The organism is Burkholderia sp. BCC0405 (genome assembly GCF_902833075.1).
Classification (GTDB): Bacteria; Pseudomonadota; Gammaproteobacteria; order Burkholderiales; family Burkholderiaceae; genus Burkholderia.
The window spans coordinates 172,503-198,654 of record NZ_CADFEO010000013.1; the positions used below are offsets into that span (position 1 = coordinate 172,503).

Sequence of the window (26,152 nt, forward strand, 5' to 3'; positions counted from 1 at the left end):
CGCACCGGCAGGATCCCGGCCGCTATCGATAGCGGTCGAACGCAGCAGCGATCTCGGCGGTGACGGCCCGAACGCGCGCCGTCCGGTTCAGGTCCGTATGCGACACGAGCCAGACCTGATACGGCACGGCTCGCGACCTGTCGGGCCAGATTCGCACGAGCGAATCATCTTCTTGCGCCATATACACTGGCAGTTCGCCGATGCCGATGCCCGACCGGATCGCCGTCGCCAGCATCAGGCTCGAACTCACTTGCGCCACGATGCGCCCGCGTTCCATCGATTCGCCGCAGAGCGTGTCGCCCTGGTTCGACGTGATGGCGGGTTGGTAGACGACCAGGTCGTACCCTTCGAAAGCGGACCCGATCGCGGGCGCGCCATGTGCATCCAGATACTCGCGGCTCGCGAACAGCCCGACCTCCCACTCGGCCAGCTTCCGGCGGACGAGATCGGGGTTTTCCGGCATCACGGTTCGAATCGCGAGATCCGCATCACGCCGGGTCAGGTTGAGCAGCTGCACCGACGTCGTCAGGACCACGTGTATCGCGGGGCATTTCCGTCGCAACGACCGTATCGCGGGCACGACGAAATCCATCGCAAGGGAATCGGTCGTCGTCACCCGGACCTCGCCTTCGAGCCGGTCGTCCGAGCCGTGAACACGGCGCTCGAAGTCACTCGCCGCTTGCTCCATCGCTTCCGCGGCCTGCAGCGAATGCTCGCCGACCTGCGTCACGACATAGCCGGACGACGTCTTGAGGAACAGCTTCGCGCCCAGCGCCTTCTCGAGCGCCGCCAGGCGTCGCCCCACGGTGGCCTGATCGACATCGAGCACGGCCGCGGCTTCGCGCAGCGTCCCGGTGCGATGAACTGCCAGAAAAACGCGGGCATCGTCCCAGTTCATGGATAACGTTCTCTCTCGGTAAAGCATGTGTGCATTCGTCGAGGCAATTATACAAGCCGCCCCTCGACGCCCTGCGCCACATGATCAGTCATCCATATCAATATTCCGATCAATTCTTCTGCCGAAACCGGAGCTGCCCGCTGGATGTCCCCGACGACCCGGCGCTCCGAAGAAGGTCGGATGCAACATTCGCCCCGATGATCGTTGCATCGATCGCGCCGCCCGCACCCTGCCGTCCAGTCAACAGCGCCTCGAATACCTCCCCTCCGATACCGCGGTTTTCCGTATTGAGCGCGCGCCGCCAGACTGACGACGCATTCGCGACGCCGCATCACCGCACGGCAACGCGACACACCCCCGCCAAAACGATTCCGGGAGGTAAGCCATGTCCGACCGGCACGCGCGCCGAGGCGCGCACAAGACACTCGGCCGCGCGGCCGGCGTCGCGCTGCTCGCCGCCGCGCATTCACGGATGCCAGCGGTACACGATCATGCTCGTGCCGTTGTAGTTGTCCTTCGTGATCACGTATTCGCCGGTCGAGCGCAGGTACGCGCGGATCCCGTACATCGAGTCGACGTCGTTGCCGACGTCCATCGCCGACGTGTTCGAGTTGGTCAGCGTCGTGACGAGCGCGCCGGTATTGAGATCGAACACGTCGACGTTCGGCACGGTGTGCACGTAGCCGACGAACAGGTAGTGGCCGGCCGCCGCGATCGATTTCGGATTCGCGCTGGTCAGGTTGATCACCGGGTTCGGCGCGGTCGTATTGCCGCTCTTCCAGCCGTGATAGACCTCGATGTGTCCGTTCATCGCGGTCCAGTCCCAATTGTTCGCGAGGCCCTGCGCGAGGATCATCGTGTCGCTGTCAGACTGGTAGACGATGCGCGTGGTCGGCGCCACGGTGCTTGGCACGGCCGTGGTGGTCGCCTTGCCCCATGACGGCTTGCCGGTCGCGTCGAAGCCCGTCATCGGGTAATGCGCAATCGCGTTGGAGCCGTTCAGCCCGGCCCACACGTCGCCGTTGCCGTCGATGTCGAAACCGGCCGTGACCTGCAGCGTCGTGTTGAACGGCTTGCCCGGCAGCGAGCCGGCCGGATTGGCGATATAGCCGGTTGCCGGCGTGAAGTAATAGAAGTTGAAGTTGCCGGGGTTCTGGCCCGACGCGACGAGAATCCGGTTGCCGCCGACCGTCACGAGCTGGCCGAAGTGCTGGCCGCGCTGGTAGTCGTTCATGTCGAGGCGCGGGTCCTTCGGATAGGTGAACGGATCGACCGTGTTCGCGACGAACGTGCCGCCCGCCGAGCCCGTATAGACGTTGTTGCCGCTGTAGAAGAACGCGCCGTCGGTGGCCGGGTCGGGCGCGGCAATCGCCTCGAAGTTCAGCGCCTGCAGCTTCCATTGCAGCGCGCCCGTCGGGCTGTACGAATGAAGGTCGGTGCTGCCGTTGCGCCCGAGATCCCAGCCGCCGCCCCACGCGTTGTTGAGCACGTAGAGGTTGCCGCCCGAATCCTTGCCGATGCCGACCACGCGCGTGAAGCGCTTGTCGCCGACCTGCCCCTTGATGCCCGAGGTCGTGTCGAGATAGCCGCCCTGCACGCCGAACGTGCCGATCTGCTGCGGCAACCCGGCAAGGTTGTAGATCTTGATGTTCATGTCCGGGCCCTGGTCGCCCACCAGCAACTGCCCCGTCGACGCATCGAAATACAACGCCGACGGCCGCGCGCCGGCCGCCATCTGGATCGTATTCATCAGCGTGCCGGTCGCGCTGTACTGCACGACCGCGCCCGCGCTCATGCGCGCGACCCACAGGTTGCCCGCCGCATCGAGCGCCAGCGCGCCGGGCCCGGTCACGCCGATGTCGCGCTGCCACACACCGTCGGTCGTATAGACGCGCACGCGGTTGCCGTAGAAATCGCTCGCGTACAGCAGGTTGCCGGCCGTCGCGAGGCCGGTGATCACGTCCGGGTTCGGGAGGCCCGTCCATGTGCTGACCGGGATGCGCAGGTCGCGCTGGTTCGTGCTGCGGTTGTAGCGGCCCACCGAGCCGCTGCCGAAGTTGCGGTTGTAGCCGAGCGCGACGAAGATCGACGTCGCGTTGCCGGTGATCGCGCCGCCCTGGAATTCGTCGTGGATACCGATCGTGCCCATCGGCTGGCCGTTCTGGTAGAGCGCGACGCCGCCCGCATTCTCGTCCCAGCGCGACGCCGTGTAGATCACGCCCTCGGGCGCGACCCACATCGAGCGCGCCGCATTGCCGACGTGCTGGGCCAGCGTGCCGTACGTGTTCGCGAGCCAGTCGGTCGAGTATTGCACCTGCGCGTGACTCGCCGGCGCCAGCATTGCCATGCACATTCCCAGCAACGCCGCCCGAATTTGTTTCATTGACATGAATAATGCTCCCGAACGTTCAATTGTCGATACTGTAAATTGCCGCGCATGAAATATTGATGATTCCAGCTAAAGCGCATTCGCCTTCATCCCGAATTATTTCACTCCGTTCTTTTTGCCGTCCGGGGCTGTTCCGTCAACGACGGTCAAACCCGAACGCCGGGCCGATACGGTCTTACAGTCGCACGGTTTTGGTGCCTTTTCCCCGGCATTTTCTTCCGGATCATTCAATACGAATACGTCATTTTTTCTGAAACACGCGCATTGCCTTTTCATTCTCCGAAAATAAGCCAAATGATTACAAATCGAAATTTAAATGAAAGAGAAAAAATAATATCCGGCGCAATCGCGTTGTCGCGATTCAGCGCAGCGGGATGCGGCGGAAGGAAGGAAAAAGAAAGCGGGATACGGCGGATAAAAACCGAACCGCGCGCCGCCGGCCCGCCGCGCAGCGTCATGGTGACGGTTCCGCACCGGCAACTCGCGGAATGCGTTCGAGCCGTGTCGTCGCCTCCAGGAAAGGAGGCGGCAGGATAGGAGCATGCGTGCAACGTCGCCGGCATCGGCTGCTGGCAACGTTGCGCCTGCAACGATGGTGATGCGTCAGAACTTCTGGCGCAGGCCGAGGCTGACGATGGCCTGCGAGCGCGAATCGGACGAGTGGCCGTTCGCCTTGTCGGACACCGACGCCGTCGCGGCCACCGGCCGGCCCAGCGCGTCGAGCGTCATGCCCGATGCGTGCTGGTACGCGCCGAGCAGGTACACGCTGGTGCGCTTCGACAGGTCGTAGACGGCGCCGAGCGTGACGTTGTGATACTGCGCGCGGTCGTCCACACCGTCGACATCGCTGCCGCGCGTGTAGCTGTAGCCCGCGAACAGCTGCGTCTGCGGGCGCACGTTCCAGCGCGTGAACACACCCGCGACGTTGAACGTCGCGTGGCCCGTGAACAGCGACTGGCCGCCGCTGCGGTACTGCACGTTGCTGTAGTTCACGCCGACGACGGCCGGGCCGAAATCGTAGGTCGCGCCGGTCGCGATGATCTGCTGCGATTGCGCGCTCGCATAGCCTTCGTTGATCGACGAGTTGAACAGCCCGTCGTCGGTACTCTGCCACTTGCCGGCCGTCGGGTCGGTCGCCCCCGTCTTGCTGTTGTCCGACCGCTCGTAGCCGACGCCGACGCGCAGCGGGCCCGCCGCGTATGCCGCGCCGACGCTCCACGTGTTGCGCTGCTTCATGCTGCCCGGCTGGCTGCCAAAGCCGTACAGCGCGCCGAACGTGAAGCCCGAGTAGTTGGCGCTCGTGTACTTGATCGAGCTGTCGACACGTGCGGTCTGGTCGAGGTCGTCTATGTCGCCCGGGTGCGCGCCGAAGCCGCCGATGTACGACGACGGGCCGACCGGGCTCACGAAGTCGTCGAGCGACGTGTACTGGCGGCCGAGCGTGACCGTACCGTAGCGGTCGCTGCCGAGGCCGACGAACGCCTGGCGGCCGAACTGGCGGCCACCCTGCCCCGACGTGCCGTTCGTGATGTCGAAGCCGTTCTCGAGGACGAACAGCGCGCGCATCCCGCCGCCGAGATCCTCCGAACCCTTGATGCCCCATCGGCTGCCGGACAGGTTGCCGGTCGTGAGCCCGACGTTCGAATGGCCGGTGTACGCCCCCGCGGAGCCGGCCCGTTCATTGCTGCGATAGGTCACGCCCGCATCGACGATGCCGTACAGCGTGACGGAGCTTTGCGCGGCGGCGATGCCCGCGAGCGAGAGCAGCAGCGGGGCTGCGATCAGTTGCTTGTTCATGATTGTCGTGTCTCCGGGCGTTGAACCCGTTGTTCTGGCTGTCAGTTGCGAGTAGCGCGCGGGCGGCAAGATCCGCCGGCGGTGCGAGGCCGGCGGCGTCCGCGCGCGACGACGCGGCGGGCATGCCCACTGCGGCCGCCATGGTAGATGGAACCGGTTTCGATCGAAAGCGCAATGATGAAAACAGTTTCTTGCCAAAATCGAGATAGTCGAAGAGGCAGCCTTGTGCGCGGCGCGGCGCACCTGTACAGCCCCGTCGGGCGCAGCCGATAATCGAACGCCCGCCATCCATCGGGAGTGCCTTCATGCATGAAGCGACCCTGCTGGTCTTCGCCGCCGTCGCGTTCGTCAGTATCGCGACACCCGGCCCGACCGTGCTGCTCGCGCTGACCAACGGCTCGCGCCACGGCGTGCGCCGCGCGGCCTGCGGCTTCGCGGGCGCGATGCTGTCCGACTTCGCGCTGATCGTCGCGGTCGCGTTCGGCCTCGGCGCGCTGCTGACGGCGTCGGCGTTCTGGTTCCCGGTGGTGAAGTGGCTCGGCGCCGCGTACCTCGCGTATGTGGGCATCCGGCTGCTGATGTCGAAGGGTTCGCTCGACGTCGCCGCCGCGCACGGTGGCGCGGCATCCGGGCGCAACGCGTCGATCTTCGCGAAGCGTTTCCTCACGGCGGTGACGAACCCGAAGGGCTATCTGTTCTTCTCCGCCGTCCTGCCGCAGTTCCTGGATCCGTCCGCGCCGCTCGCGCCGCAATACGTCGCGCTCGCGGTCACGTTCGCGCTGCTCGGCGGTATCGTGATGTTCGGCTACGCGCTGCTCGGCGCGCGCGCGGTGCGGCTTCTGAAGCGCGCGGGCGCGCCGTGGCTCGAACGCACCTGCGGCGCGATGCTGCTTGCGCTCGCAGGGTCGCTGGCGCTGCCCCGGCGTCATGCGTCGTAGGGGCGGATTCCGATGAAAATCGCTACGCCGCCCCGCTCCGGCTATCCGGGCCTGTCGCTCCGCCAGCTCGAACGCGCCGACCTCGACGCGTGGTACGCGTACCTGTCGAACCCCGACGTCTTCCGCCATACGAGCTGGAACCTGCGCTCGCCCGACGACCTGCTGCCGCTGTTCGACGCCATCGAATCGACGGACCCCGACTCGATCCGCCGTCTCGCCGTGATCGACGACGCATCGGGTGCGCTCGCCGGGACGATCGGCCTGCATACCGTATCGACCGCGAACCGCTCGGCGGAAATCGCTTACGATCTCGCGCCGTCGCACTGGGGGCGCGGGATCGCAAGCGCACTGTGTACGGCCGTCACAGAGTGGGCATTCGCCGACGACGGCTTCATGCGCATGCAGGCCGTCGTGCTGACCGGCAACGAAGGCTCCGCGCGCGTGCTGCAGAAGTGCGGCTACCGCTACGAAGGGCTGTTGCGCGCATACAGGATGGTGCGCGGCACGCCGGGCGATTTCGCGATGTACGCGCGCCTCGCGACCGACTGACGCGCAACCCGCGGCTTCACGCCAAACCCTCACCGCTGCGCATGCGCACGCCATTGGACGGCCTGCGCCGAATTGGCGACAATCGCCGTTCCCCTCTTCGACGATCCGCCATGAAAATCGCCGCACTGTCGGACATCCACGGCAACCTCGCCGCACTCGACGCGGTGCTCGACGACGTCCGCCGCCGCGGCGCCGACGTGATCGTCAACCTCGGCGACATCCTGTCCGGCGCGCTCCATCCGGCCGAAACGGCCGACCGCCTGATCGCGCTCGGCCTGCCGACCATCAAGGGCAATCACGAACGGCAACTGCTCACCGGCGATCGCGAGTCGATGCGGCTGTCGGATCGCTGGGCGCACGACACGCTGCGCGCCGACCATCTCGACTGGGTCGCCGCGCTCCCCGAACGCATGACGCTCGGCGACGACGTGCTGATGGTGCACGGCACGCCCGACAGCGACCTCGTCTATTTCCTCGAAACGGTCACGCCCGACGGCTGCCGTGCGGCCACGCCCGATGAAATCGCGCAGCGCGCGGGCGACGAACCGGCGTCGCTGATCCTGTGCGGCCACACGCACATTCCGCGCACGGCGAAGCTCGACGACGGCCGCCTGATCGTCAACCCGGGCAGCGTCGGGCTGCAGGCCTACACGGACGACCTGCCGCACCCGCACCGCATCGAGACGGGCTCGCCGCATGCGCGCTACGCGATGGTGTCGCGCACGGCCGCCGGCTGGAACGTCGAGTTCCATGCGGTCGAATACGACTGGCACACGGCCGCGGCCACCGCGGCATCGCGCGGGCGCGACGACTGGACCGTCGCGCTGCGCACCGGCCGGTGCTGATGCGCCCGGCCCCCCCTCCCGCTTCACTTCATTCACCGGAAACCGCACCGCCATGCCCGTTCCGTCGCAACTGCTCTTCCTGCCCGGCGCATCGGGCAGCACCGCCTTCTGGCAACCGCTCGCCGGCCTGCTGACGCATCCGGCCGAGCGCCGGATCGTCGGCTATCCGGGTTTCGGCGACACGCCGCGCGATCCGGCCGTCGACGATTTCGACAGCCTCGTGCGTCATGTTCTGGAAACGATCGACCGGCCGACCGCCGTGATTGCCCAATCGATGGGCGGCGTGATCGCGATGCGCGCGGCGCTCGACAAGCCCGCACTGATCACGCACCTCGTGCTGACGGTCACGTCCGGCGGACTCGACATGGCGGGGCTCGGTGCGCAGGACTGGCGCACCGGTTTCGCGCAAGCCAACCCGCAGCATCCCGACTGGTTCCTGACATTCCAGGCCGACCTGTCGCGGGACATCGGCCGCATTGCGCAGCCGACGCTGCTGCTGTGGGGCGACGACGATCCGATCAGCCCCGTCGCGGCCGGCCGGCGCCTGCTCGAACGGTTGCCCGATGCGCAGCTGCATGTCGTGCCCGGCGGCCGGCACGATCTCGCGGCCGCGCATGCGGCTGCGCTCGCACCGCTCGTCGATGCGCATCTGCAGCGCGTGTGACGCCGCGCGCGGCAGCTTCAACGTCGGCTTCGGTTTCGATTCAGGCTTCGACTTCGGCACAAGCCTGAAACCAAGCCGCTCACGCGCCGCCTCCCGTCACCCCGCATTCCTCAGCGTGAGCCGCGCCTCGAGCCCGCCGCCGTCCGTCCGGTTGTTCAGCGTGAGCGTGCCGCCCATCGCGAGCGCGAGTTGCCGCGCGATCGCGAGGCCGAGCCCCGTGCCGCCCGTCTCGCGGTTGCGCGACGTCTCCACGCGCCGGAACGGCTCGAACACCGCGTCGAGCTGATCGTCCGGAATGCCGGGCCCGCGGTCGAGCACGGCGATCACCGCGCCGCCGTCCGGCCCGGCCTGCACGTCGATCTCGGCCGCGCCCGCGAATTTCAGCGCGTTGTCGACGAGGTTGCCGACGATGCGGCGCAGCGCCTTCGGCCGCGTGACGAGCGCGAGCGGCGCGCGGCTGTGCAGCGCAACGTCCTGCCCCGCATCCGTGTAGTCGCATACGATGCTGTCGAGCAGCGCGTCGAGATCGATGCGGCGCGCGGCCTCCTCGGTGCCGTGCAGCGTCCGCGCGTACGCCACGCCCTCCTTCACCAGATGCTCCATCTCGAGCAGGTCCTGGCGCAGCTTCGCGCCCTGCGCGTCGTCGTCCATCATGTCGACGCGCAAGCGCATCCGCGTGATCGGCGTCTGCAGGTCGTGCGAGATCGACGCGAGGATCTGCATGCGTTCGGCCATGGACTGCGCGATGCGATCCTGCATCGCGTTGAATGCCCGGGCGGCGCGCGCGACTTCCGACGGCCCGCCCTCGTTCAGCCGCTCGCCCTTCAAGTCGGGGCCCAGTGCGTCGGCGGCCTGCGCGAGCTGCTTGAGCGGCCGCGTCGCGAGCCGCACCGCGAGCCAGCAGCACGCGGCCAGCACCGCAAGCTGCAGCACGAGTACGACCGGCAGCCAGCCCGACAGCGGCACCGTCGACATCGGACGAATGTCGATCGTCAGCGGCGACCCGTCGGTCAGCCGCAGATGCACCTGCAGGTGTTCGCGGTCGCCGGGAATCGCGTTCGCGGTCAGCGGGTAGTCGCCGCCGATGCCGTCGGAAATCGACCGCTCGACGCGCGCCGACAGCCGCGCCTCCGGCGGCGTGCCGGTATCGCCGGGCCCGAGAATGAACGCATAGCTGCGCCGCGCGAGGCGCGGCAGCCACGCGGCGCGCTCGGCGGGCGGCAGGTGGTCGAGCAGCGCGACCGAGCTCGCGACCTCGCGCTCGATGTAGCCCATCATCAGGTTGGTGGTCGCCTGGTCGCGCTCGGTCATGGTGAGCCAGAACGACAGCGTCTGCGCGAGCGCGAGGCCCACGCACAGGATCAGCGCGAGCCGCGCGAACAGCGAGCGCGGCCAGTGCCACGGCATGCGCGCGCTCATGGCGTACCGTCGACGGCGGTCACGGCCGACGAGAACACATAGCCCTCGTTGCGCAGCGTCTTGATGTAGCGCGGTTCGCGCGCGCCGTCCCGCAGGCGCTGGCGCAGCCGGCTCACGAGCAGGTCGATCGAGCGGTCGAACGGATCGGACTGCCGCCCCTGCGTGAGATTGAGCAGCTGATCGCGCGTCAGCACGCGCTGCGGGTTGTCGAGGAACACGCGCAACAGCCGGTATTCGGCGCCGCTCAGCGCGACCAGCGTGCCTTCCGCGTCGAGCAGGTGGCGCCCGGTCGTGTCGAGCCGCCATTCGCCGAACGCGAGCATTTCCGCTGTTTCCGTCACCTGCATGCCGGGCGGCAGCATGCGCGCGCGCCGCAGCACCGAGCGGATCCGCGCGAGCAGCTCACGCACCGCGAACGGCTTGGCCAGGTAGTCGTCGGCGCCCATCTCGAGGCCGATGATGCGGTCGGTTTCCTCGCCGCGTGCGGTCAGCATCAGCACGGGCACCGTACGGAACTTGCCCGCGCGCAGGTCGCGGCACAGCGTGAGGCCGTCCTCGCCGGGCAGCATCAGGTCGAGCACGATCAGGTCGGGGGCACCGTCGTCCAGTGCGTTGCGCATCTCGCGGCCGTTCGCGGCCAGCGACACGCGCATGCCGTTCTTCTCCAGATAATCCGCGAGCAGTTCGCGGATCGCGCGATCGTCGTCGACGATCAGCACGTGGTCGATCTTGTCCATGAGTCGTCGTCGGTGTCGAGGTATTCGGGCTGGCGATGTCCGCTTTTATACCGCACGGCGGGCATGCGTTTGTATCCCAATGTATCGCGCCGCCGCGACGACACACAACATTGCACACGCGTGGCTCGCCGGACACATCGCAGATACGTCGGCGCCGCCTAATAGGGCCTGTCGAAACCCGTCCGGCCACCGCCTCCGAGCGGCGGCCTCCCGCTCAGGAGAACGCCATGCTGCCCCGACTCAAGATTGCCGCCCTCGTCATCGCCCTTGCCGCCTCGACCGGGCTCGCCGCCTTCGCGGGCACCCGCGACGACGCCGGCATGCCGGCCGCGCAGGCCGGTACGGCGGCGCCCGATTTCACCGGCATCGACCGCTGGCACAACAGCACGCCGCTGACGCTCGGCCAGTTGCGCGGCAGGGTCGTGCTCGTCGATTTCTGGACGTACTCGTGCATCAACTGCATTCATACGATTCCGTACGTGAAGGAGTGGGACCGGAAGTATCGCGACCAGGGGCTCGTCGTGGTCGGCGTGCATACGCCCGAGTTTCCGTTCGAGCGCGACGCGGGCAACGTCGCCGATGCGATCAGGCGCTTCGGCATCCGGTATCCGGTCGCGCAGGACAACCGCTACGACACGTGGCGCGCGTACGGCAACCAGTACTGGCCCGCGCTGTACCTGATCGACGCGAACGGGAAGGTGATCTATACGCGCGATGGCGAAGGCGGGTACGACAAGACCGAGGCTGCGATCCGCGGTGCGCTCGCGCAGGCCGGTGAAGGCGCGAAGGGCACGACGCGCACGCAATGACGGGCCGGCGCGCGGGCGTGGCACTTGCCCGCTCGCGCCTGCCTGTCGCGAGCGTTCACCCGCGCTTCGCGTCGGCCGCCTCGATCATCGCTTCGCCGATCGCGAGGTTGCCGTTCGCGACCAGCGCGTCGCCCGCGCCGCGAATATCGGCCTCCTCCTTGTTCTGCCCGAGCTTGCGCTTGCCGACGAGCCGCGTGATCTCGATCTGCAGTCCGACGATCGACTGCAGCATCGCGTCGAGATAATCCTTCGGCGCGTCGCCCATCTTCCACGGCGCCGGCTGCGACGCCTCGTGCGTGCGCGTGAGCCGCGCGACCACGCCGCGCACGAACGTCTCGTCGTCGCGCACCGTGATGCGGCCGTGCGCATGCACGACCACGTAGTTCCACGTCGGCACCTGCCGGTGCGCCACATGTTTGCTCGGATACCAGGTCGGCGAGATGTATGCGTCGCCCGCGCGGAAGATCACGAGCACCTCGTCGCCGTTCGCGACGTCCTGCCAGAGCGGATTCGCGCGCGCGACGTGCGCATGCAGCTCGTCGGGGCCACTGTCGCCCGGCAGCAGCTCGAACGGGATGTGGTTCGCGTCGAGCCCGCTCTTGCCGTGCGTGATCAGGCTCCCGAACGGATGCTGCACGATCAGCTCTCGTAGCGCGTCGGGATTGGTTTCGGCGAAATCGGCGGGGACGTACATGTCGGCTCCACGGTCATGCGGGGGTTGGAATGGCTCGGGCGCTGGCCCGTCATGCGCCGATTGTGGCTCCAAACTGGTTTATGCTGTAGAGCCGGTTTGAAACAATTTCAGCAGACCAGAATCATGGCAAGAACGGCCCGGAACGTCGACATCCCGTCGCTCGGCGCGCTCGATCGTGCGGCCGGCGACCTGAGCCGCCAGCTCGCGCAGGCGCTGCGCGAAGCCGTGCGGCGCGGCGACGTCCGGCCCGGCGACACGCTGCCGTCCACACGGCTGCTCGCCGCGTCGCTGCAGGTGGCGCGCGGCACCGTCGTCGATGCGTATGCGCAGCTCATCGCCGAAGGCTTTCTCGAATCGCGCGGCGGCGCGGGCACGCGGGTCGCGCACGCGCTAGCGGAGCCGCCCGTCAACGCCCCCGAGCCGCCCGCCCGGCGCCGCCCCCCGGTGCGCGCCGGCCTGCCCGAACCTGCCGCCACGTTCGCACGGATCGCCGGCGAATTCCGTCCGCTGCCGGCCATGCCGTTCGCGATCTCGGTGCCGATCGGGCTCACCGCCCCCGACGACATCTGGCGCCGGCTCGGCAACCGGCTGCGCGCGCGCGGCGCCGGCGCGCCATCCGGCTATGCCGATCCGCAAGGCGCGCTGCCGCTGCGCGAAGCGATCGCCGACTACGTGCGCCGCTCGCGCTCGGTGCGCTGCGATGCGAACCAAGTCGTGATCACGAGCGGCACGCAGCAGGGGCTGCATCTCGCAAGCCAGGTGCTGCTTGGCGCTGGCGATCAGGCATGGGTCGAGAATCCGGCCTATCGCGGCATCACCGCGCTGCTCGACAGCACCGGGCGGCGCGACGCGATGGTGCGGGTGCCGGTCGACGCCGACGGTATCGACGTCGAGGCCGGTATCCGTCTCGCGCCGCATGCGCGGGTCGCATTCGTCACGCCGTCGCATCAGTATCCGCTCGGCATGCCGCTCAGCATGGCGCGGCGCAATGCGCTGCTCGCGTGGGCGCGCGCACGGCACGCATGGGTAGTCGAGGACGATTACGACAGCGAGCTGCGCTACGAAGGCCATCCATTCCCGTCGCTGCAAGGGCTCGACCCCGATCGCGTGATCTACCTCGGCACGTTCAGCAAGATCCTGTTTCCGTCGCTTCGGCTCGGCTACGTGATCGCGCCCGACGATCTCGTGCCCGCGTTCTGCGGCGCCCGCGTGCTGATGGATCGTCATGTGCCGACCGCCGACCAGCACGTGCTGGCCGCGTTCATCGCGGAAGGCCATCTCGACCGCCACATCCGCCGCGTGCGCGGCGTGTATGCGGAACAGCGCGCGCTGCTGATCGACACGCTCGGGGCGCGGCTGCCGCGCGAACGCGCGTGGGTGCAGCCGGGCGACCAGGGGATGCACGTCGTGCTGTGGCTCGCGGAAGGGATCGACGATCTCGACGTGGTCGAACGCGCCGCGCAAGCCGGCGTCGCGGTGCGCGCGGTATCGCCGATGTTCGCGCCGGGCACGGCCCGCCCGGGGCTCGTGCTGGGCTTCGGCGGGTTCGGCCGCGCGCAGATGGAGGCGGCCGCGCAGCGGCTCGCGGATGTGGTTTCGTCAGCGGAATCGCGGCCGCGCGTGCCGTAAAAGGGGGGGCGGCAGGCAACTAACGTAATCGTCTGTCAATCCTGCAAGCAAACGGGCCGTTCTGGCCGGCGTCGCACCGTTCACCGCTGCCGGCCGCGCGCGCGGCCACGCCGGCATGCACGACAGCAGTCCTGCCTATCGACGCGTCATCGCCGCACGCCCGTCCGCGTACAGCCATACGGGCACGCCGTCGTCGCGCAAGGCGGCGACCGGTTCGCCCAGGCTCCAGTTCTGCGCGACCGCGACACGGCGGACAAACCACGGCATCAGCATCGCGTGTCCGACGCCGGCGTTGCGATCGTCGTCGAACAGCGCATCGTCACCGATCCGCGTATAACGCGCCGGATGCAGCACGGTACCGTCCGCGCGAAGCACCGTCGCCCGCACGTCGTGGCCGCTCTCGTCCTGCACACAGGCCAGCCAGCCGTGATCGGCGCCCCAGAACAGGCCGGCCACGTCGTCGTAGCGCCCCTGCGCGACCGTTGCGCCCGTCTCGAGATCGCAGATCGCGAGTTGCACCGGCTCGCCCGGCAGGACGCCGATCGCGTAACGCGTGAACAGCTCGCCCGGCACGGCTTCGTCATCGGGTAACCACGGCAGCGCCCCCATGTTGACGAAGTCGAACGGTGTCAGCACGCGGCCCTGCCCGTCGACAATCGCGCAACGCCCGTCGTCGCGCCGAACGATGTGGCGGATCGCGCCGAGCTCGGTCAGCATGTCGGTCCGTTCGTCGTCGGTCAGCCTGGCGACTTCCGCGTAATGCGGTTCGACGACGACCCGGCCCTTCGCATCGACGAGGCCGACGTGACCATCGCGCTGCGCGACGAAGGCGCCGCATTCGGACGACCATTCGAGCGCGTCCCACTCGGGCGGCGCGCGCCATTGTCCGTCGCGCCCGATCAGCCCCCACCGCTCGCCTTCGGATACCGCCGCGACGGCGCCGTTCTCGAATTCATGCGCATCGTCGAAACGCGGCGGAATCACCCACGCACCGTGCGTGTCGACGAAGCCCCAGCGGCCGTCCAGGCTCGCGGATGCGATCCCGCCGGTGAAATCGCCGAAATCGTCGAGCGACGGTTCGAGCGCCCACGTGCCGTCCGTGCGCACGAGTCCAAACCGCTCGCCGACGCGCACGCATGCGACGTCGCCGCTGAAATCCCACACGGCGTCGAATGACGGTTCGCGCACGATCCGCATCTCGTCGCCATCGCTATCGCCATCGGCAAACAGCAGGCCGACCTTCCCGTCACGCGCGGCCCACAGCAACCGGCCGTCGCGCGCGCCGCTCGTCCACAGGCTCGTCCACTCGGGCGGCACGATCACGCGCCACGCGTCGTCGATTTCACGCCGCACGCCCCACCGGCCGTTGCGTGCGCGAAAGCTGAACGTGCCGTGGCCGAGCCAGTTGCCGTGCACCTCGCCGGCATCGAACATCTCGGCAAACATCACGCCGCGCGGCGGCTCCTGACGGACGAAATAGTGATGCGACATGCAGCCGAACCCGAAGCCCCACGCCCAGTCGCGCCAGTCGGGTGGCGTATCGATCTCGAGCGCATCGCGCACGCCGTGCACGTCGCGAAAGTCCATGCAGTTCGCGACCTGCCACCACAGGCGCGTGCAGGTATCGCGTTCCTGGTCGATGTAGTCGTTCGGATCGCCGCCGTCGAACCACGACAACTCGTCGAGATTCGCGGAAAACCGTGGTGCGCCGTGCGCATCGCCGAGCGCGTCGATCGATTCGCCGAGATGACGCACGAGCGCATCGAACTGACGCGCGAGCGCCGGATCGTCACCGGGCAGCGGATACGCGACGACGAACGACGCGAGCCGGCTGAGTCGCGCATGCGCCGCACGCGCGTCGCTGGCGAGATTCGGCGTCCCGGCATCGCCGAACACGCGCTGATCGGTAATCGCGTCGCCCGCGCCGCCATCGGCGAGCAGCACGCGCCACAGCAGCGGAAAGTGATTGTTGGATTCCGCGAGCGCGATCGTTCGCGCGTCGTCGCCGTCACCGGCCTGGAGATACAGCCATGATCGATTGCCCATCGGAAGGGTCGCCCTCGTCTTTGTTGTTGCTGTTGTCGTGTCGGCGCTCATTATAGGAGCGCGCGATGACGAAGGCAGTTGCCGGCACCGCGCCCCGCGCTCCGCGCTCCGCGCCAGATTAATCCACCCGGACGAAGCAGAGCCGCCCCGCGCCGCGCACCATCGTCGTCATCGTTCAACGACGGTGGCGCCCGCGTGACCCACAGCGCAGTCGAGATCGCGAACCCGCTCTACCGCTACGGGGAACTGCTGGACACCGGTGACTTGCCGGGCGTCGCCGAGCTGTTCCGGCACGCGCGCATCAAGACGCAGGAAGGTGCGCCGACGATCAGCGCGGATGAACTGCACGCACTGCTCAGCGCAAGCGTCCAGCGTGATGCGTGCGGTACACCGCGCACGAAGCATGGGGTGAGGATTCCGATCATCGAGATCGACGAAGCCGCGCATCGCGTGACTGCCCGCGTTCAGGGCAGCTTCGCGATGCGCTCGACGAGCGTCGCGTAGAAGCGGTCCGTGTCGACCTCGTTGATCCACGTCGCATTCGCCGCTCGGCCGCTGCGCCCGCTCCAGTCGACGACCATCTCGCCAAGCGTCCACCGCCCGGTCGTCTCGACCATCACGTTCACCCTGCGTCCACCGAACAGCGTCGGATCGACGAGATAGCCGAGCGCGGTCGGGTCGTACCTCGGCGCGTCTTCGACGCCGCGCCGCTTCTTGTTGTACGCCAGTTCCGCATCCATGATGTCGGCGACGATCGCGCCGCAGCGGTTGCCCAGCGCGCGGAACGACGCGACGCGCGCCAGCGTGATCGACGGTCAGTCCGCCGTGTCGCCGCCCTTCGGCACCTTCGACCACGCCTTGCGCCCCGGCAACGGCGACCACGCAGGCCGCGTCTTGCGTGCGCTGTCGATCACGACCAGGTAGCGGCCCGCGATCGGCGTGATGTCGCGGTCGCGACGCAGCACCCACAACGACTTGCCAGCTTCGACGCGCGCCTGGTAATCGTCGTCGAGCAGGCCGTGCCGGTCGAAGAACGTGTTCAGCGACGCGGGAATCCGCACGCACCCCTTCGAGTGCCGTATGCCCAGCAGCGGTTCAAGGCGATCGGGATCGGTCGCATGCATCTGGAAGCGCATCGGCGACACGCCGCCCTTGCCCCAGCCGCGCTCGCCGTCCACCCAGCCGAAGTCGTAGATGCGCATGTCGCGGCGGCCGTAGCCGCGAATGCCGTTCTCGTTCGTCGTGCCTTCCGCGCGGAAGTCCATGTTGTCCGGCGAGTGATGGAACACGCCGAGCGGTGTCAGGAAATGGTCGTACTTGCCCGGCAGCCCGGTGCCGACCGGCGATGCGCCGATCATCATCCACGCGTTGGCCGGCGTCGCGCGGAAGTAGATGAACAGCGCCTGCACGTTCGGTGAGCGGTCGACCATCGCGATGTATTCGCCCGCCAGGTTGCCGAGGTCCGCTTCGGCGAGCGCCTTCTGGAGCCGCTCGCCGTACGCGCGCTGCTCGCTTGCAGGCACGTTCAGGCGCCGCGTGACTTCCTGTGTGAAGCGCTTGCGCATGTCGACCGCGCGTGCCGTCGCAATTTTTGCCTCTTCGGCCGACAGGGGGGGATGCTGGCGCGGCGGTGTCGGCGCGGGTGCCTCGGCCTCGCTGGCGGGCGTGGCGGAAGCGGCCGATGCAGGTGTGGCGGCTGATGCGGCGGAAGCAGCAGAAGCTGCGGAGGGCGCCGATGCACTCGATGCACTCGATGCACTTGATGCGCCCGATGCCGGACTGGCAGGCTCCGCAGGATGTGCGTGTGATGCCGCAGGCGCGGGCTGGGCCGCCGACGCACCCGACGATGCACGCGCTGACGAAGCAGCATGCGCGCGAGAAGCCGCCGATACGGACAACTCGACTGATGAGGACGACGTAGCAGCGGGCAACGGTGCGTCGGACGCCGCAAAGGCAGGCCGCGCGACAAGCACGGAGATCGGCAGTGCCGCAACGAGCCAGAAACACGCAGCGGCGACACGAGCAAGACAACGCGGCTTCGCAAATCGCCGCGCTTGGCTGAAAAGCATCATACGTTCGAAGCCATCGGCCGATCCGGCCGCCGCATGCTGCTGTTGCGAGCGGCGCAGCTTCCGCGCGAGCCATCGACACATCCGGCGCATCGTATGCGCCCGGCGCCGACGCCTCTTCGCGGTGGAGCCGTTCGCTGTTGCAACGCAACCGGCCCGATGGCGGCTAATGAGTCGTCAGGCCCTTCATTTTACGCGTCCGCGCAAGAATCGGCAGGGAGGAACGGCGCGGTTTTGCGCTTCGTCACGCTTTGTTTCAACTCGTTGCCGCTCGCCGTTTGATTGCGTGGCAGGCTTGTGCGTTGGGCGCTCGAGATCGATACAGGGAGCCGTGTGTTTCGCCAAGGCACGACTGCATCTTCAAATCGATTCGTATGCCAGATCATTTCCGATACTCGATGCAATCACCATCGCATCGCACGCATGCCGCACGAACCATGCGACATGCGTGCGCGACCACCGATCACTTCGAGATGGTTTCGAGCGCAATGCCCTTCGTGCGCGGCCCCATGAGCCCGATCGCAGCCATCACGATCACCATCGCGCCCGCAATGAACGCGAAGACGCCGAAGGTGCCGAAACCCTTCAGCACGGCCGCGATCACGAACGACGAGAAGATCGCCGAGAAGCGGCTCCACGAATAGACGAAGCCGACGGCCCGTGCGCGGATCGACGTCGGGAACAGTTCGGCCTGATACGCGTGGAAGCTGTACGACATGATGTTGCTGGCGAGCGTGAGGCCGATGCCGAGCACGATCAGGAACGCGCCCACCGTCGTCTGGCTGAACAGCAACCCGCAGACGACGATCGCCGCCGCCATCGAGACGATCACCGACTTGCGCTCGAAGCGGTCGGCGATCACGAGGCCGATCAGCGGGCCGACCGGCGCGGCGAGTGCGATCACGCTCGAATACATCAGGCTCGACGTGATCGTGATGCCCTGCTTGATCAGCAGCGTCGGCACCCAGTTCGCGAAACCGTAGAAGCCGACCGTCTGGAACACGTTGAAGATCGTCATCATGATCGTGCGGCTGCGATACGGCTGCACCCACATGTCGCGGAAGCTGCCGCGCGGCGGCACGGGCTCGGCGGGCGCGGGCGGCGGCAGCGGCCGGCCGTATTCGGCTTCGACCTTCGCCTCGAGCGTGCGCATGATGCGGTCGGCTTCGTCGACCCGGCCCTGCTGCGCGAGCCAGCGCGGGCTTTCCGGCAGTTCGCGGCGGATCCACCATACGAACAGCGCGCCGTGCGCGCCGATCAGCACGACCCAGCGCCAGCCGTCGAGGCCGAACGGGGCATGCGGCACGAGCAGGTATGCGAGGAACGCGACCACCGGCACCGCGACGAACCCGACCGCCTGCTCGCACGCGAATGCACGGCCGCGGATCTGCTTCGGCACGAGTTCGGAGATGTATGTGCCGATCGTCACCATCTCGACGCCGAGGCCGAGACCGACGACGAAGCGCCAGAAGTTCAGCCCGGCGGCGGTGTCCTGGAACGCCATCACGACGTTGGCCGCCGTGTACCACAGCAGCGACCACGTGAAGATCGCGCGGCGGCCGAAGCGGTCGGCGAGGAAACCGCACGCGATCGTGCCGATGAAGAGCCCGGAGAACAGCGCCGCGATGAAGCTCGCGACACCCGTGGTGCCGAACAAGCCGTGCGTCGTCGCCGAGAGGATTTCGCTTTTCACGAGGCCGGGGGCGACGTAGCCGCTATAGAGCAGGTCGTAAAGCTCGAAGAAGAAGCCGAGGCTCAGCAGGACGACGAGTTTCCAGACGGTGCGGGTGGGCGGCAGGCGGTCGAGGCGGGCCGAGATGGAGCCGGGATCGATCGCCGCAGGGCGGGCGGCGCCCGCTGCGACGAGCGGGTCGGGCTGGGTGGATGCCATGGTGGCAAGTCTCCGGATTCTTGATTGTCTTGGCGCTACCAGTGGGGCGTTGGCGAGCGGCTTCGCGCATTTTAGCGAGGCAAGCGGTGGAGCACATCAGCCAACTGACGCGCAGCCCGGCGTCGCCACGCACCGGAGCGGCCTTGATCAATCCGGTTCCACCGTCATTGGCGAGCGCAGCATGGCGTCATATTGGTTTCACCGTCGGCCAATCGATATTGGCTGCCTTCAAGCTGTCGTCCAAAACCATCGCACCCTGACAAATCGCGATTCGCTAATCAGATCAATCCATGCCGTCAGACTCGATACACATTGAGGCAAATCAAATCACATTAGAAAATACAACCAATTGTCCATCAGGGCATCTCCCTTTCCATCCGCACGGGAACGCGTCATCCAAATAGATACTCAAAATATCCTTCCAAATACTTGAAAGAAATCATTTGCATAGCACCGAAGCATTATTTCAATATCCCGGCACATCAACTCAATCATCTGACATTATATCGAACCCGATCATTTCTCGATGACACCATTGAAATTTTTTGACTCAATATCCCCATATCCATTCTTCCGAAACCGAACCATGATTAAACGACTCCACTCAAAGGTATCAGCAAACATACCAGCAGAGTCGGTAACAGTTATCCACTCGTCGAACTCATCGAATGAATCATTCCTAGCAAAGTGACGTGCCACGGCAGTATCCGTAGTTATATATCCCCCAGACAAATCATCTCTATACGGTCGATCGCAAAAGGATCCTCTCTCAAGAAATCGAACAAATTCATCCGCCTCAGTTAAAATCTGCTGCCGTGCCTTCATCGCGACACCCCCTTAATTCTATTCCGGATATTTTTCTCCCAATGACGACGACGCCATCCGGAAACTTTTCGTGCCACTTCCCTCGCGATGGGTTTGCATACCAAGGGAAGTATTCGACGCCTACACTCGTGGTGTCCTGATAGTACTTGTCGTACTGCGCGCAGTTCAGCATGCCGACCGGACATCGCGGGTCGGCTCTTTGAGACAGGGCGCAATACTTCTTGGCAGATCGTTCCTTGCTTCCGGTTAGCCCAACAGTTTTACCGCAACAGATATCACGTAACCTGAGCGAAAAACAACCCTTCGCATTTATCTTTGTCGACAAACAAATAAGCCAGGGCATCGCTCAGCCCAAATATATCCGTCCAGTTCTCCGGAAAATCGCCCGAATACAGTTGCAAGGAGAATTCAAGACCCTGGTCGAGTGCCAAGCTTTCGTTTTGGAGGAATCCAGGCGACGCACCAATTCCGCTACCTTGATATGGTTGCGCGACATCATCCCCGACAATTAGCCTTCTAGCCGGTATGACATCCCTCCCAAAGACCTCCCCTCCTTTCTCATGAAAAACAACCTGAGTCGTCCTCCCCCCCTTAATAATTGCCATTTCTCCAGGATCACCGTGATACGTTATGCGATCCAAGAAATAGTCATCCTTTGAGTAAAACGAAAACACCGAGATATACTCAGCCCCGCCCTCAACCTCAAGGAACGTGGCCGGCAGAGATGCCACCAATTGAAGCTCTTCTCCCGATGAGGTCGTCGGCCACGCTACGAGCCCCCCAATAAGCGCCCCACCTCCGATCCTCGGCTCAAGCGCGTCATAGCACTCCGAATCCATTAATAGCTTTTTCATATCAACCCTCACATATGCACGGACATTTTTTCGCCAGAAATGCTTTTGCCCGCTTCCTAAGCCGCCTCGCTTGACTTGCCGAAATTCCAGCCTTTCTCAAGCCACCCTGAGTAATATCCAGCTCTCGCTTAATATCATCATGAAACTCGTTTCTACCGAGCCCGTAAGTCTGTCTTATCTTGCCTTCGTGATAATGCGCACCGCCTATTTTACGAGTATCAGTAGCAGGACCTCGGGTATGCCTATCGAGATCAAGTGCAATTGAAGGATTGTCCGCATCTCTGCAATTTTTGCTAGCCAATCCTTTTTGCACTAGATATTCGTGGCGAAGAAGCTCGTGAGCTTGTAAACCGTCGCCAACGTTATCGCCCCCATTAAGATCCCCGTAGGTGCCGAGTTGTCCTACCTTCGCAAGCCCCATTGGATCAATCCAACCTACCGGATCGGGAGCATACTGATAGACATTGATGCCGCCGGCAAGGCCGATAGGATCCTTGCTAATAAACCGACCATTACTCGGATCGTAATACCGATTCCGGTTATACCTCAGCCCCGTCTCCGCATCCTCCTGCTGCCCCTGAAACCGAATCGGGTTCCGCGGCGCGATACCCGCCCGCTGCGATACCCGCGCAATCACCTCCCGCGCTTCACCCCAGGCCCGATACGACGCCTCCCACACCACCTCGCCGGCCTCGTCCGTCATCAACAACGGCGTACCGATCTGGTCACAGTGGTAGTAGAACAAGTGCGCGTCCGACTGCCGTTCCGGCACACGTTGCAGCGGATCGTTCTCCGGCACATACGGCTCGCCTTCCCGCCACACCGGTGTCTGAATCCCCGCAACCGGCTGAGCCGTTACATATTGCGCAAGCGGGACGAACGATTCCGGCTCGTACACATACTGCGTCGCGCTGCCTTCGCTGCTTTCATAAGCAAGCTGATCACCATCCCAGCCGAACACCGTTCGCACACCATCGACGTCCTTGCCGATCCGGCGCCCGAAAGGATCGTAGAAATACCGAGCCTCATGCCGCCGCTCAGACTCCTCGACGCGCGCGATTCTCAACCGGTTGAATCCATCCCACTCATATTGCTGCCTACCCGACGGCGAACGCTTCCCGATCAAATTCCCGCGCGCATCGTATTCGAAGTGCGTGCCGGCGTATTCCTTCAACAGATTGCCGAGCACCTTCGGCACTTTCGGCGGCAACGTGCTGTCCACGCTGTCCGGCACCACAGGACTCGCCTTCGCCAGCCCCGGCGTACGCGCGTGTTTGGGACTGCCTTGATCAACGATATTGCTCGCCGGGTCGAACGCAAAATGCTCCGCGCCGAGCGGCCCGATCGCCGCAATGAGGCGGCCGATCGGGTCATAGCGATAACTGATCAACCCCTTCCGGCTGTCCTCGATATGTTCGAGTTGTCCAACGGCATCGTACCGATAGCGACGCTCGGCCAGCGCTGCCGGCGCATTTGATCGCCGAACGGACTGCCGGGTAATCCGGCCGGCCGGATCGTATTGCGTCTGCTGCGCCAGCTTGCTCGACAGCGTCCGCCCCGTTTCACGGTGCAGATCGTCACGCTCGAACTGGATTCGCTCCTCGCCATCGAGCACGAGCCCGTGCACGTGTCCGGAGCCATAGGTCAGCCAGTCCAGCACATGCCCATCGGGTCGAACGGTCTTGATCCGCGTGCCGATTTCATCGTATTCGTGATGCCACACGTAGCTGCGCGAGTCGCCAAACAGCCGGTAGGCGTGATGCTCGCGAACCAGATTGCCGACCGGATCGAAGAACATCTGCATCCGGCTGTGACTGTTGCGCGCCTCGATGAGCCGGCCGCTCGCGTCGTACGCAAACCGCTCCTCGCTGGCGCCCGAGATCCGGCGTGCGATCCGGCCAGCCTGATCGAATTCGAGTTCCGTCACCTGCCCGGCCTCGTCGATCTTCACCGGCTGCAGCGAGCCCTCGTCGTAGCTGTACGTCGTTCGCTTGCCGTCGAAACCGATCTCCTCCAGCAAGCGCCCCGCAGGATCGTAGTGAAACTGATAGGTCGCGCGATTTGCGTCGGTCAATGCAGTCAAGCGGCCGAGACGGTCATAGCGATATGAAAGCGTAAAGCCGAGCGCATCGACGCGGCTTGCCACACGCCCCGCCACGTCGTACGAATAGCGCGTGACGCGCTCCATCGGATCGGTTTGGGACAGCAACCGGCCTTCTGCATCATGCGTGAATCGAACGGTACCCGCCGCCGACGAGATCTCGCTCAACCCGCCATTCTTGCCGTACTGGTAGACCGTGGCATGACCCGCGGCGTCGATCGACTGCGCAAGTCTCCCGGCGCCATCGTATTGCCACTTCGCCACCTTGCCGGAACAGTCGGTGTATTGCAGCAACTGCCCGGCGTCATCGTAGACGAGCGAAGTCGCACCGCCCTTGGCATCGATCGTCTCGATCGGCATTCCGCTGGCGTTGTACACGTACTTCGTCTCATGCCCGAGCGGATCCTTCTGCCCCACCAGATTGCCCGCGTCATCGTACGAACGTTCCCACACGTACCCTTCGGGGTCCTTGAGTCGAACGAGCTGATCCTTGTCGTCGTATTCCATCGCGACAACCGCCCCGTCGACGCGATAATGCTTCGTCAGGTTCCCGCGCGCGTCGTAGTCCATCTCCTCGATGCCGCCGTCGCGATGAACGTGCATCACCAGGTTGTTGTCCTGGTCGCGCCGCATCCACTCCTCGGTCCCATCCGGATACGCGATCCGGTACATGTACCCGCGGATGTTGTAGTAGTACCGCGTGACGTTGCCCAGCGCGTCGGTCACATAGGTCAACCGGATGTTCGGATGCCACATCAGGCGAATGTCGTGACTGCCGTCATCGGCATATTCACGCACGCACTGTGCGTTCGTATTGTCGTCGCGCTCGCCTCCCTCCCACTCGAGGTTCATGCCGCGGCCCGTGCGATCCGTGTAGCGGGTAATCAGATGGCGATGGTACGCATACTGACGCGCGTTACCGTAACGATCAGTTGCCCGAACCAGATCGCCGTGCTCGTCGTATTGGTACTGCGCGAGTGTCGTGCGCGTATTCGCGTCGATGATCTGCTCGATCGTTGCGATACGCCCGCGGCTGTCGTGACGAAACGCGAGCGTATGCCCGGCCGAGCTGACGAGCCGCGCCAGTCGATTCGCGTCGTCGTAATCGAGCGCGATCGTATTTCCCGCGCGGTCCTTCTGCAATGCGAGGCGGAACGAATCGCCGCGCTTCTCGTAGACGTGAAGCAAATCGTGACCGTACGCGACAGTCACCCACGTGTCGTCGAGCCGGCTCAGCGTTACGCCTTCCACGCGGTCGTCGTGAACGGCACCTGCCGCGAGCGCCGGATATTCGATGTTGCGGCCCGTTGAATCGCTGTAGATCCACTTGCCGCCCCGAACGTCGATACGCGTCATGTACGGCGACAGCCAGCGCGCCCCCAGCTCGCCGTCATCGTATCCGGCCAGCCGGGACCGATAGACCCGCATCCACACGACGGGCATCGCACCCGGCAATTCAAAATCGGCATGGGAAAACGTCTCGTCGCCAAACGAATAGCTGATCGAACCGCCCGACGCCCCGAGCCCGCACTCTTCGCAGTGGTCGACGCCGGCGCCCTTCGCTTTCGCCTCCTTCTTCGTCGCGGCAATCGGCACCTGCGCCCGCCGGGCCTCTGCTTCCGTCGTGCCCTGCGACTTGATCGACGCGGCCCGCATCGCTTCACGCTTGTGCCGCAGCGCATTGATCAGCTTCAGCAGCAGCCACATCAGCTTGCCTTCGTCGCTGCCCTTCAGTTCGTTGATCTTGGCGACCACTACCGGCGCCAACGTACGCAACGACACCGCAATCGAGCGGATCGGCGCGACGTACTTCTCGGGAACGAGCCCGGCCGCCGTGCTGCCGACGGAGTTGGCGTTGCGCTTGCCCTTCGCCACCAGGGACTCGGACAGGTAACCCCACGCCCCCTTTACCGGGTCCGTGCTGAGCCATCCGCTCTTCTTCATCAACTGCCGGTATTTGGCGGCCTCCTGTTCGTTCTTCGTCGGATCGAACAGCTTGCCCGCCACCACCGCGTCGATGCCGTCGGCCAGACCCGTGAAGATCTCCTGCGCTTTCGCCGCGCAATGATCGATCAGGTCGTCGACCACGGCCTGCAGCTTCGTCAGGAAGTCCTCGACCTCGGTCGAAAACGACGCCTGCACGTGCGTGACGACGATCGACACGATCGCGGCGCCGATGTCACGCTTGTGAATCAGAAGCTGATTGCGGATCAGCGCCAGCAGCGGCCGAGCCGTGAGGCGCATCGGCGCCAGTACCGGCGGAAACGGAATCACGCCGATCAGGTTGATCGCCAGTCCGAGATAGTCGAGCAGTTCACCGCCACGCTTGCGGATGATCGAGACGATGTCGGTGAGCGCATCGGCCAGCGCCATGAGGTTGTTGAGGACCGGAATCATGCTGGCCACCGTCGCCAGCCGGTCGACGTTCACGTAGCCGTTCGTCACGCTGATCAGCCACGCGTTGAAGCCTTCGCCGGACGCCACGACGTCGTCCGGATGCACATCGGTCAGCCACGGGGTGGCCTGCTCATATTCCGCGCCCGGCGGGAGTTTTTGATCTGCCATGCTCTCAGGATTCTTTTCATTGTTCGTTTTTCGGCTCGCGGAAGCCGTCCCCGGTTCATATATTGGACGTCATGCCAGCGAACCGCGGCATTGTACCGACGAATGGACGACTGGAAAATGAAAGGTCACGGCGCTCGAACCCGCACCTAAAACGGGTTATCGCACCCTATTTTTGGCGCGACTTGCCCCGAATGGTATGTAAATTCGGTAACCATCTATCTGGCCGATCAGCGTCACCGAGCACCACGAACCGCGACCTTTCCTGCCGGGCACAATCCACGCAAGCCCGATCAACCGGGCATAAGCTGCCAAATCGTGGCCCGTCGCCCCCATGCGGCGCCCCGATTCCGCCCCCGCGGATTCGAACATCGCTCGTCGCCACACCCCGGTAACATGCTACCGGGCCAACCACCGGCTTCCGGGCGCCTTTCGG

The 26,152-nt window shown here is 65.3% G+C and carries 21 protein-coding genes and 1 pseudogene; 8 read left to right on the forward strand and 14 right to left on the reverse strand.

From position 1 onward, the window contains the following. Window positions 1-22: 22 nt before the first annotated feature. The 4 genes from HWX36_RS22425 to HWX36_RS22440 form a co-directional block, all read right to left on the reverse strand. Window positions 23-898 (reverse strand): LysR family transcriptional regulator, encoded by an 876-nt coding sequence (locus HWX36_RS22425; RefSeq protein ID WP_175954826.1) that lies wholly within the window; start codon window positions 896-898, stop codon window positions 23-25. Window positions 899-1,364: 466 nt separating this feature from the next. After that, window positions 1,365-3,287: an SMP-30/gluconolactonase/LRE family protein gene (locus HWX36_RS22430; RefSeq protein ID WP_175954828.1), complete on the reverse strand. Its 1,923-nt coding sequence runs from the start codon at window positions 3,285-3,287 to the stop codon at window positions 1,365-1,367. A 272-nt stretch (window positions 3,288-3,559) separates the two neighbouring features. Beyond that, window positions 3,560-3,745 (reverse strand): hypothetical protein, encoded by a 186-nt coding sequence (locus HWX36_RS22435; protein WP_175954830.1) that lies wholly within the window; start codon window positions 3,743-3,745, stop codon window positions 3,560-3,562. Between the two features lie 145 nt (window positions 3,746-3,890). Beyond that, window positions 3,891-5,084 (reverse strand): porin, encoded by a 1,194-nt coding sequence (locus tag HWX36_RS22440; protein ID WP_175954832.1) that lies wholly within the window; start codon window positions 5,082-5,084, stop codon window positions 3,891-3,893. Window positions 5,085-5,389: 305 nt separating this feature from the next. On the opposite strand from HWX36_RS22440, the gene HWX36_RS22445 reads away from it, so the two are divergent. The 4 genes from HWX36_RS22445 (at window position 5,390) to HWX36_RS22460 (ending at window position 8,080) form a co-directional block, all read left to right on the forward strand. Then, entirely contained in the window at window positions 5,390-6,022 is a 633-nt protein-coding gene (locus HWX36_RS22445; RefSeq protein WP_175954833.1) for a LysE family translocator, read from the forward strand. 12 nt (window positions 6,023-6,034) lie between these two features. Next, window positions 6,035-6,571 (forward strand): GNAT family protein, encoded by a 537-nt coding sequence (locus tag HWX36_RS22450; RefSeq protein ID WP_175954835.1) that lies wholly within the window; start codon window positions 6,035-6,037, stop codon window positions 6,569-6,571. A gap of 110 nt (window positions 6,572-6,681) precedes the next feature. Next, window positions 6,682-7,416: a metallophosphoesterase family protein gene (locus HWX36_RS22455; RefSeq protein WP_175954837.1), complete on the forward strand. Its 735-nt coding sequence runs from the start codon at window positions 6,682-6,684 to the stop codon at window positions 7,414-7,416. Window positions 7,417-7,468: 52 nt separating this feature from the next. Further along, a complete protein-coding gene (locus HWX36_RS22460) occupies window positions 7,469-8,080 on the forward strand; it encodes an alpha/beta fold hydrolase (RefSeq protein WP_175954839.1) in 612 nt (203 codons plus the stop codon). Window positions 8,081-8,176: 96 nt separating this feature from the next. Here HWX36_RS22460 and HWX36_RS22465 read toward each other — a convergent pair whose 3' ends face one another. Then, the gene (locus tag HWX36_RS22465) at window positions 8,177-9,499 is read right to left on the reverse strand and encodes an ATP-binding protein (protein WP_175954841.1); all 1,323 of its coding nucleotides are present in this window, start codon (window positions 9,497-9,499) and stop codon (window positions 8,177-8,179) included. Further along, window positions 9,496-10,236, reverse strand: a complete 741-nt coding sequence (locus tag HWX36_RS22470) for a response regulator (RefSeq protein WP_175954843.1) — start codon at window positions 10,234-10,236, stop codon at window positions 9,496-9,498. The genes HWX36_RS22465 and HWX36_RS22470 overlap by 4 nt, the downstream gene beginning before the upstream one ends. A 227-nt stretch (window positions 10,237-10,463) precedes the next feature. On the opposite strand from HWX36_RS22470, the gene HWX36_RS22475 reads away from it, so the two are divergent. Next, window positions 10,464-11,045 carry a thioredoxin family protein gene (locus HWX36_RS22475; RefSeq protein ID WP_175954846.1) on the forward strand — a complete coding sequence of 194 codons (582 nt, stop codon included), beginning with the start codon at window positions 10,464-10,466 and terminating at the stop codon, window positions 11,043-11,045. 55 nt (window positions 11,046-11,100) lie between these two features. On the opposite strand, the gene HWX36_RS22480 is transcribed toward HWX36_RS22475, so the two are convergent. Then, window positions 11,101-11,739, reverse strand: coding sequence for an FMN-binding negative transcriptional regulator (locus tag HWX36_RS22480; protein WP_175954848.1), 639 nt, complete (start codon window positions 11,737-11,739; stop codon window positions 11,101-11,103). Window positions 11,740-11,862: 123 nt separating this feature from the next. Here HWX36_RS22480 and HWX36_RS22485 point away from each other — a divergent pair, with 123 nt between their 5' ends. Further along, a complete protein-coding gene (locus tag HWX36_RS22485; RefSeq protein ID WP_175954850.1) occupies window positions 11,863-13,368 on the forward strand; it encodes a PLP-dependent aminotransferase family protein in 1,506 nt (501 codons plus the stop codon). A 135-nt stretch (window positions 13,369-13,503) separates the two neighbouring features. Here HWX36_RS22485 and HWX36_RS22490 read toward each other — a convergent pair whose 3' ends face one another. Continuing rightward, complete coding sequence (locus HWX36_RS22490) at window positions 13,504-15,414, reverse strand: WG repeat-containing protein (protein WP_175954851.1); 1,911 nt, start codon at window positions 15,412-15,414, stop codon at window positions 13,504-13,506. A gap of 195 nt (window positions 15,415-15,609) precedes the next feature. On the opposite strand from HWX36_RS22490, the gene HWX36_RS22495 reads away from it, so the two are divergent. Continuing rightward, on the forward strand, window positions 15,610-15,918 hold the full coding sequence (locus HWX36_RS22495) for a nuclear transport factor 2 family protein (RefSeq protein WP_175954853.1): 309 nt from the start codon (window positions 15,610-15,612) through the stop codon (window positions 15,916-15,918). Here HWX36_RS22495 and HWX36_RS22500 read toward each other — a convergent pair. From HWX36_RS22500 to HWX36_RS22510, 3 genes and pseudogenes are all read right to left on the reverse strand, one after another. Further along, window positions 15,879-16,223: pseudogene (locus HWX36_RS22500) on the reverse strand (nucleoside hydrolase); the annotation flags it as partial. The gene HWX36_RS22495 and the pseudogene HWX36_RS22500 overlap by 40 nt on opposite strands. Window positions 16,224-16,229: 6 nt before the next feature. Then, window positions 16,230-17,576, reverse strand: coding sequence for a hypothetical protein (locus HWX36_RS22505; protein ID WP_175954855.1), 1,347 nt, complete (start codon window positions 17,574-17,576; stop codon window positions 16,230-16,232). Between the two features lie 370 nt (window positions 17,577-17,946). Beyond that, on the reverse strand, window positions 17,947-19,374 hold the full coding sequence (locus HWX36_RS22510; protein ID WP_175954857.1) for an MFS transporter: 1,428 nt from the start codon (window positions 19,372-19,374) through the stop codon (window positions 17,947-17,949). Window positions 19,375-19,460: 86 nt separating this feature from the next. On the opposite strand from HWX36_RS22510, the gene HWX36_RS22515 reads away from it, so the two are divergent. Next, a complete protein-coding gene (locus tag HWX36_RS22515; protein ID WP_175954859.1) occupies window positions 19,461-19,634 on the forward strand; it encodes a hypothetical protein in 174 nt (57 codons plus the stop codon). Window positions 19,635-19,890: 256 nt separating this feature from the next. Here the strand turns inward: HWX36_RS22515 and HWX36_RS22520 are convergent, their stop codons facing one another. The 3 genes from HWX36_RS22520 to HWX36_RS22530 form a co-directional block, all read right to left on the reverse strand. Continuing rightward, window positions 19,891-20,199 (reverse strand): hypothetical protein, encoded by a 309-nt coding sequence (locus HWX36_RS22520; protein WP_175954861.1) that lies wholly within the window; start codon window positions 20,197-20,199, stop codon window positions 19,891-19,893. A 275-nt stretch (window positions 20,200-20,474) separates the two neighbouring features. Continuing rightward, on the reverse strand, window positions 20,475-21,053 hold the full coding sequence (locus HWX36_RS22525; protein WP_175954863.1) for a hypothetical protein: 579 nt from the start codon (window positions 21,051-21,053) through the stop codon (window positions 20,475-20,477). A 1-nt stretch (window position 21,054) separates the two neighbouring features. After that, window positions 21,055-25,719 carry an RHS repeat-associated core domain-containing protein gene (locus HWX36_RS22530; protein WP_175954865.1) on the reverse strand — a complete coding sequence of 1,555 codons (4,665 nt, stop codon included), beginning with the start codon at window positions 25,717-25,719 and terminating at the stop codon, window positions 21,055-21,057. Window positions 25,720-26,152: the final 433 nt, after the last annotated feature.

Coding starts and splice junctions, on each gene's coding strand:
- HWX36_RS22460 (WP_175954839.1), top strand. CDS start 7,469: ATGCCCGTTCCGTCGCAACTGCTCTTCCTGCCCGGCGCATCGGGCAGC.
- HWX36_RS22525 (WP_175954863.1), bottom strand. CDS start 21,053: ATGAAAAAGCTATTAATGGATTCGGAGTGCTATGACGCGCTTGAGCCG.
- HWX36_RS22455 (WP_175954837.1), top strand. CDS start 6,682: ATGAAAATCGCCGCACTGTCGGACATCCACGGCAACCTCGCCGCACTC.
- HWX36_RS22530 (WP_175954865.1), bottom strand. CDS start 25,719: ATGGCAGATCAAAAACTCCCGCCGGGCGCGGAATATGAGCAGGCCACC.
- HWX36_RS22505 (WP_175954855.1), bottom strand. CDS start 17,576: ATGCGCCGGATGTGTCGATGGCTCGCGCGGAAGCTGCGCCGCTCGCAA.
- HWX36_RS22450 (WP_175954835.1), top strand. CDS start 6,035: ATGAAAATCGCTACGCCGCCCCGCTCCGGCTATCCGGGCCTGTCGCTC.
- HWX36_RS22470 (WP_175954843.1), bottom strand. CDS start 10,236: ATGGACAAGATCGACCACGTGCTGATCGTCGACGACGATCGCGCGATC.
- HWX36_RS22425 (WP_175954826.1), bottom strand. CDS start 898: ATGAACTGGGACGATGCCCGCGTTTTTCTGGCAGTTCATCGCACCGGG.
- HWX36_RS22475 (WP_175954846.1), top strand. CDS start 10,464: ATGCTGCCCCGACTCAAGATTGCCGCCCTCGTCATCGCCCTTGCCGCC.
- HWX36_RS22520 (WP_175954861.1), bottom strand. CDS start 20,199: ATGAAGGCACGGCAGCAGATTTTAACTGAGGCGGATGAATTTGTTCGA.
- HWX36_RS22510 (WP_175954857.1), bottom strand. CDS start 19,374: ATGGCATCCACCCAGCCCGACCCGCTCGTCGCAGCGGGCGCCGCCCGC.
- HWX36_RS22430 (WP_175954828.1), bottom strand. CDS start 3,287: ATGTCAATGAAACAAATTCGGGCGGCGTTGCTGGGAATGTGCATGGCA.
- HWX36_RS22435 (WP_175954830.1), bottom strand. CDS start 3,745: ATGACGCTGCGCGGCGGGCCGGCGGCGCGCGGTTCGGTTTTTATCCGC.
- HWX36_RS22465 (WP_175954841.1), bottom strand. CDS start 9,499: ATGAGCGCGCGCATGCCGTGGCACTGGCCGCGCTCGCTGTTCGCGCGG.
- HWX36_RS22445 (WP_175954833.1), top strand. CDS start 5,390: ATGCATGAAGCGACCCTGCTGGTCTTCGCCGCCGTCGCGTTCGTCAGT.
- HWX36_RS22490 (WP_175954851.1), bottom strand. CDS start 15,414: ATGGGCAATCGATCATGGCTGTATCTCCAGGCCGGTGACGGCGACGAC.
- HWX36_RS22480 (WP_175954848.1), bottom strand. CDS start 11,739: ATGTACGTCCCCGCCGATTTCGCCGAAACCAATCCCGACGCGCTACGA.
- HWX36_RS22440 (WP_175954832.1), bottom strand. CDS start 5,084: ATGAACAAGCAACTGATCGCAGCCCCGCTGCTGCTCTCGCTCGCGGGC.
- HWX36_RS22485 (WP_175954850.1), top strand. CDS start 11,863: ATGGCAAGAACGGCCCGGAACGTCGACATCCCGTCGCTCGGCGCGCTC.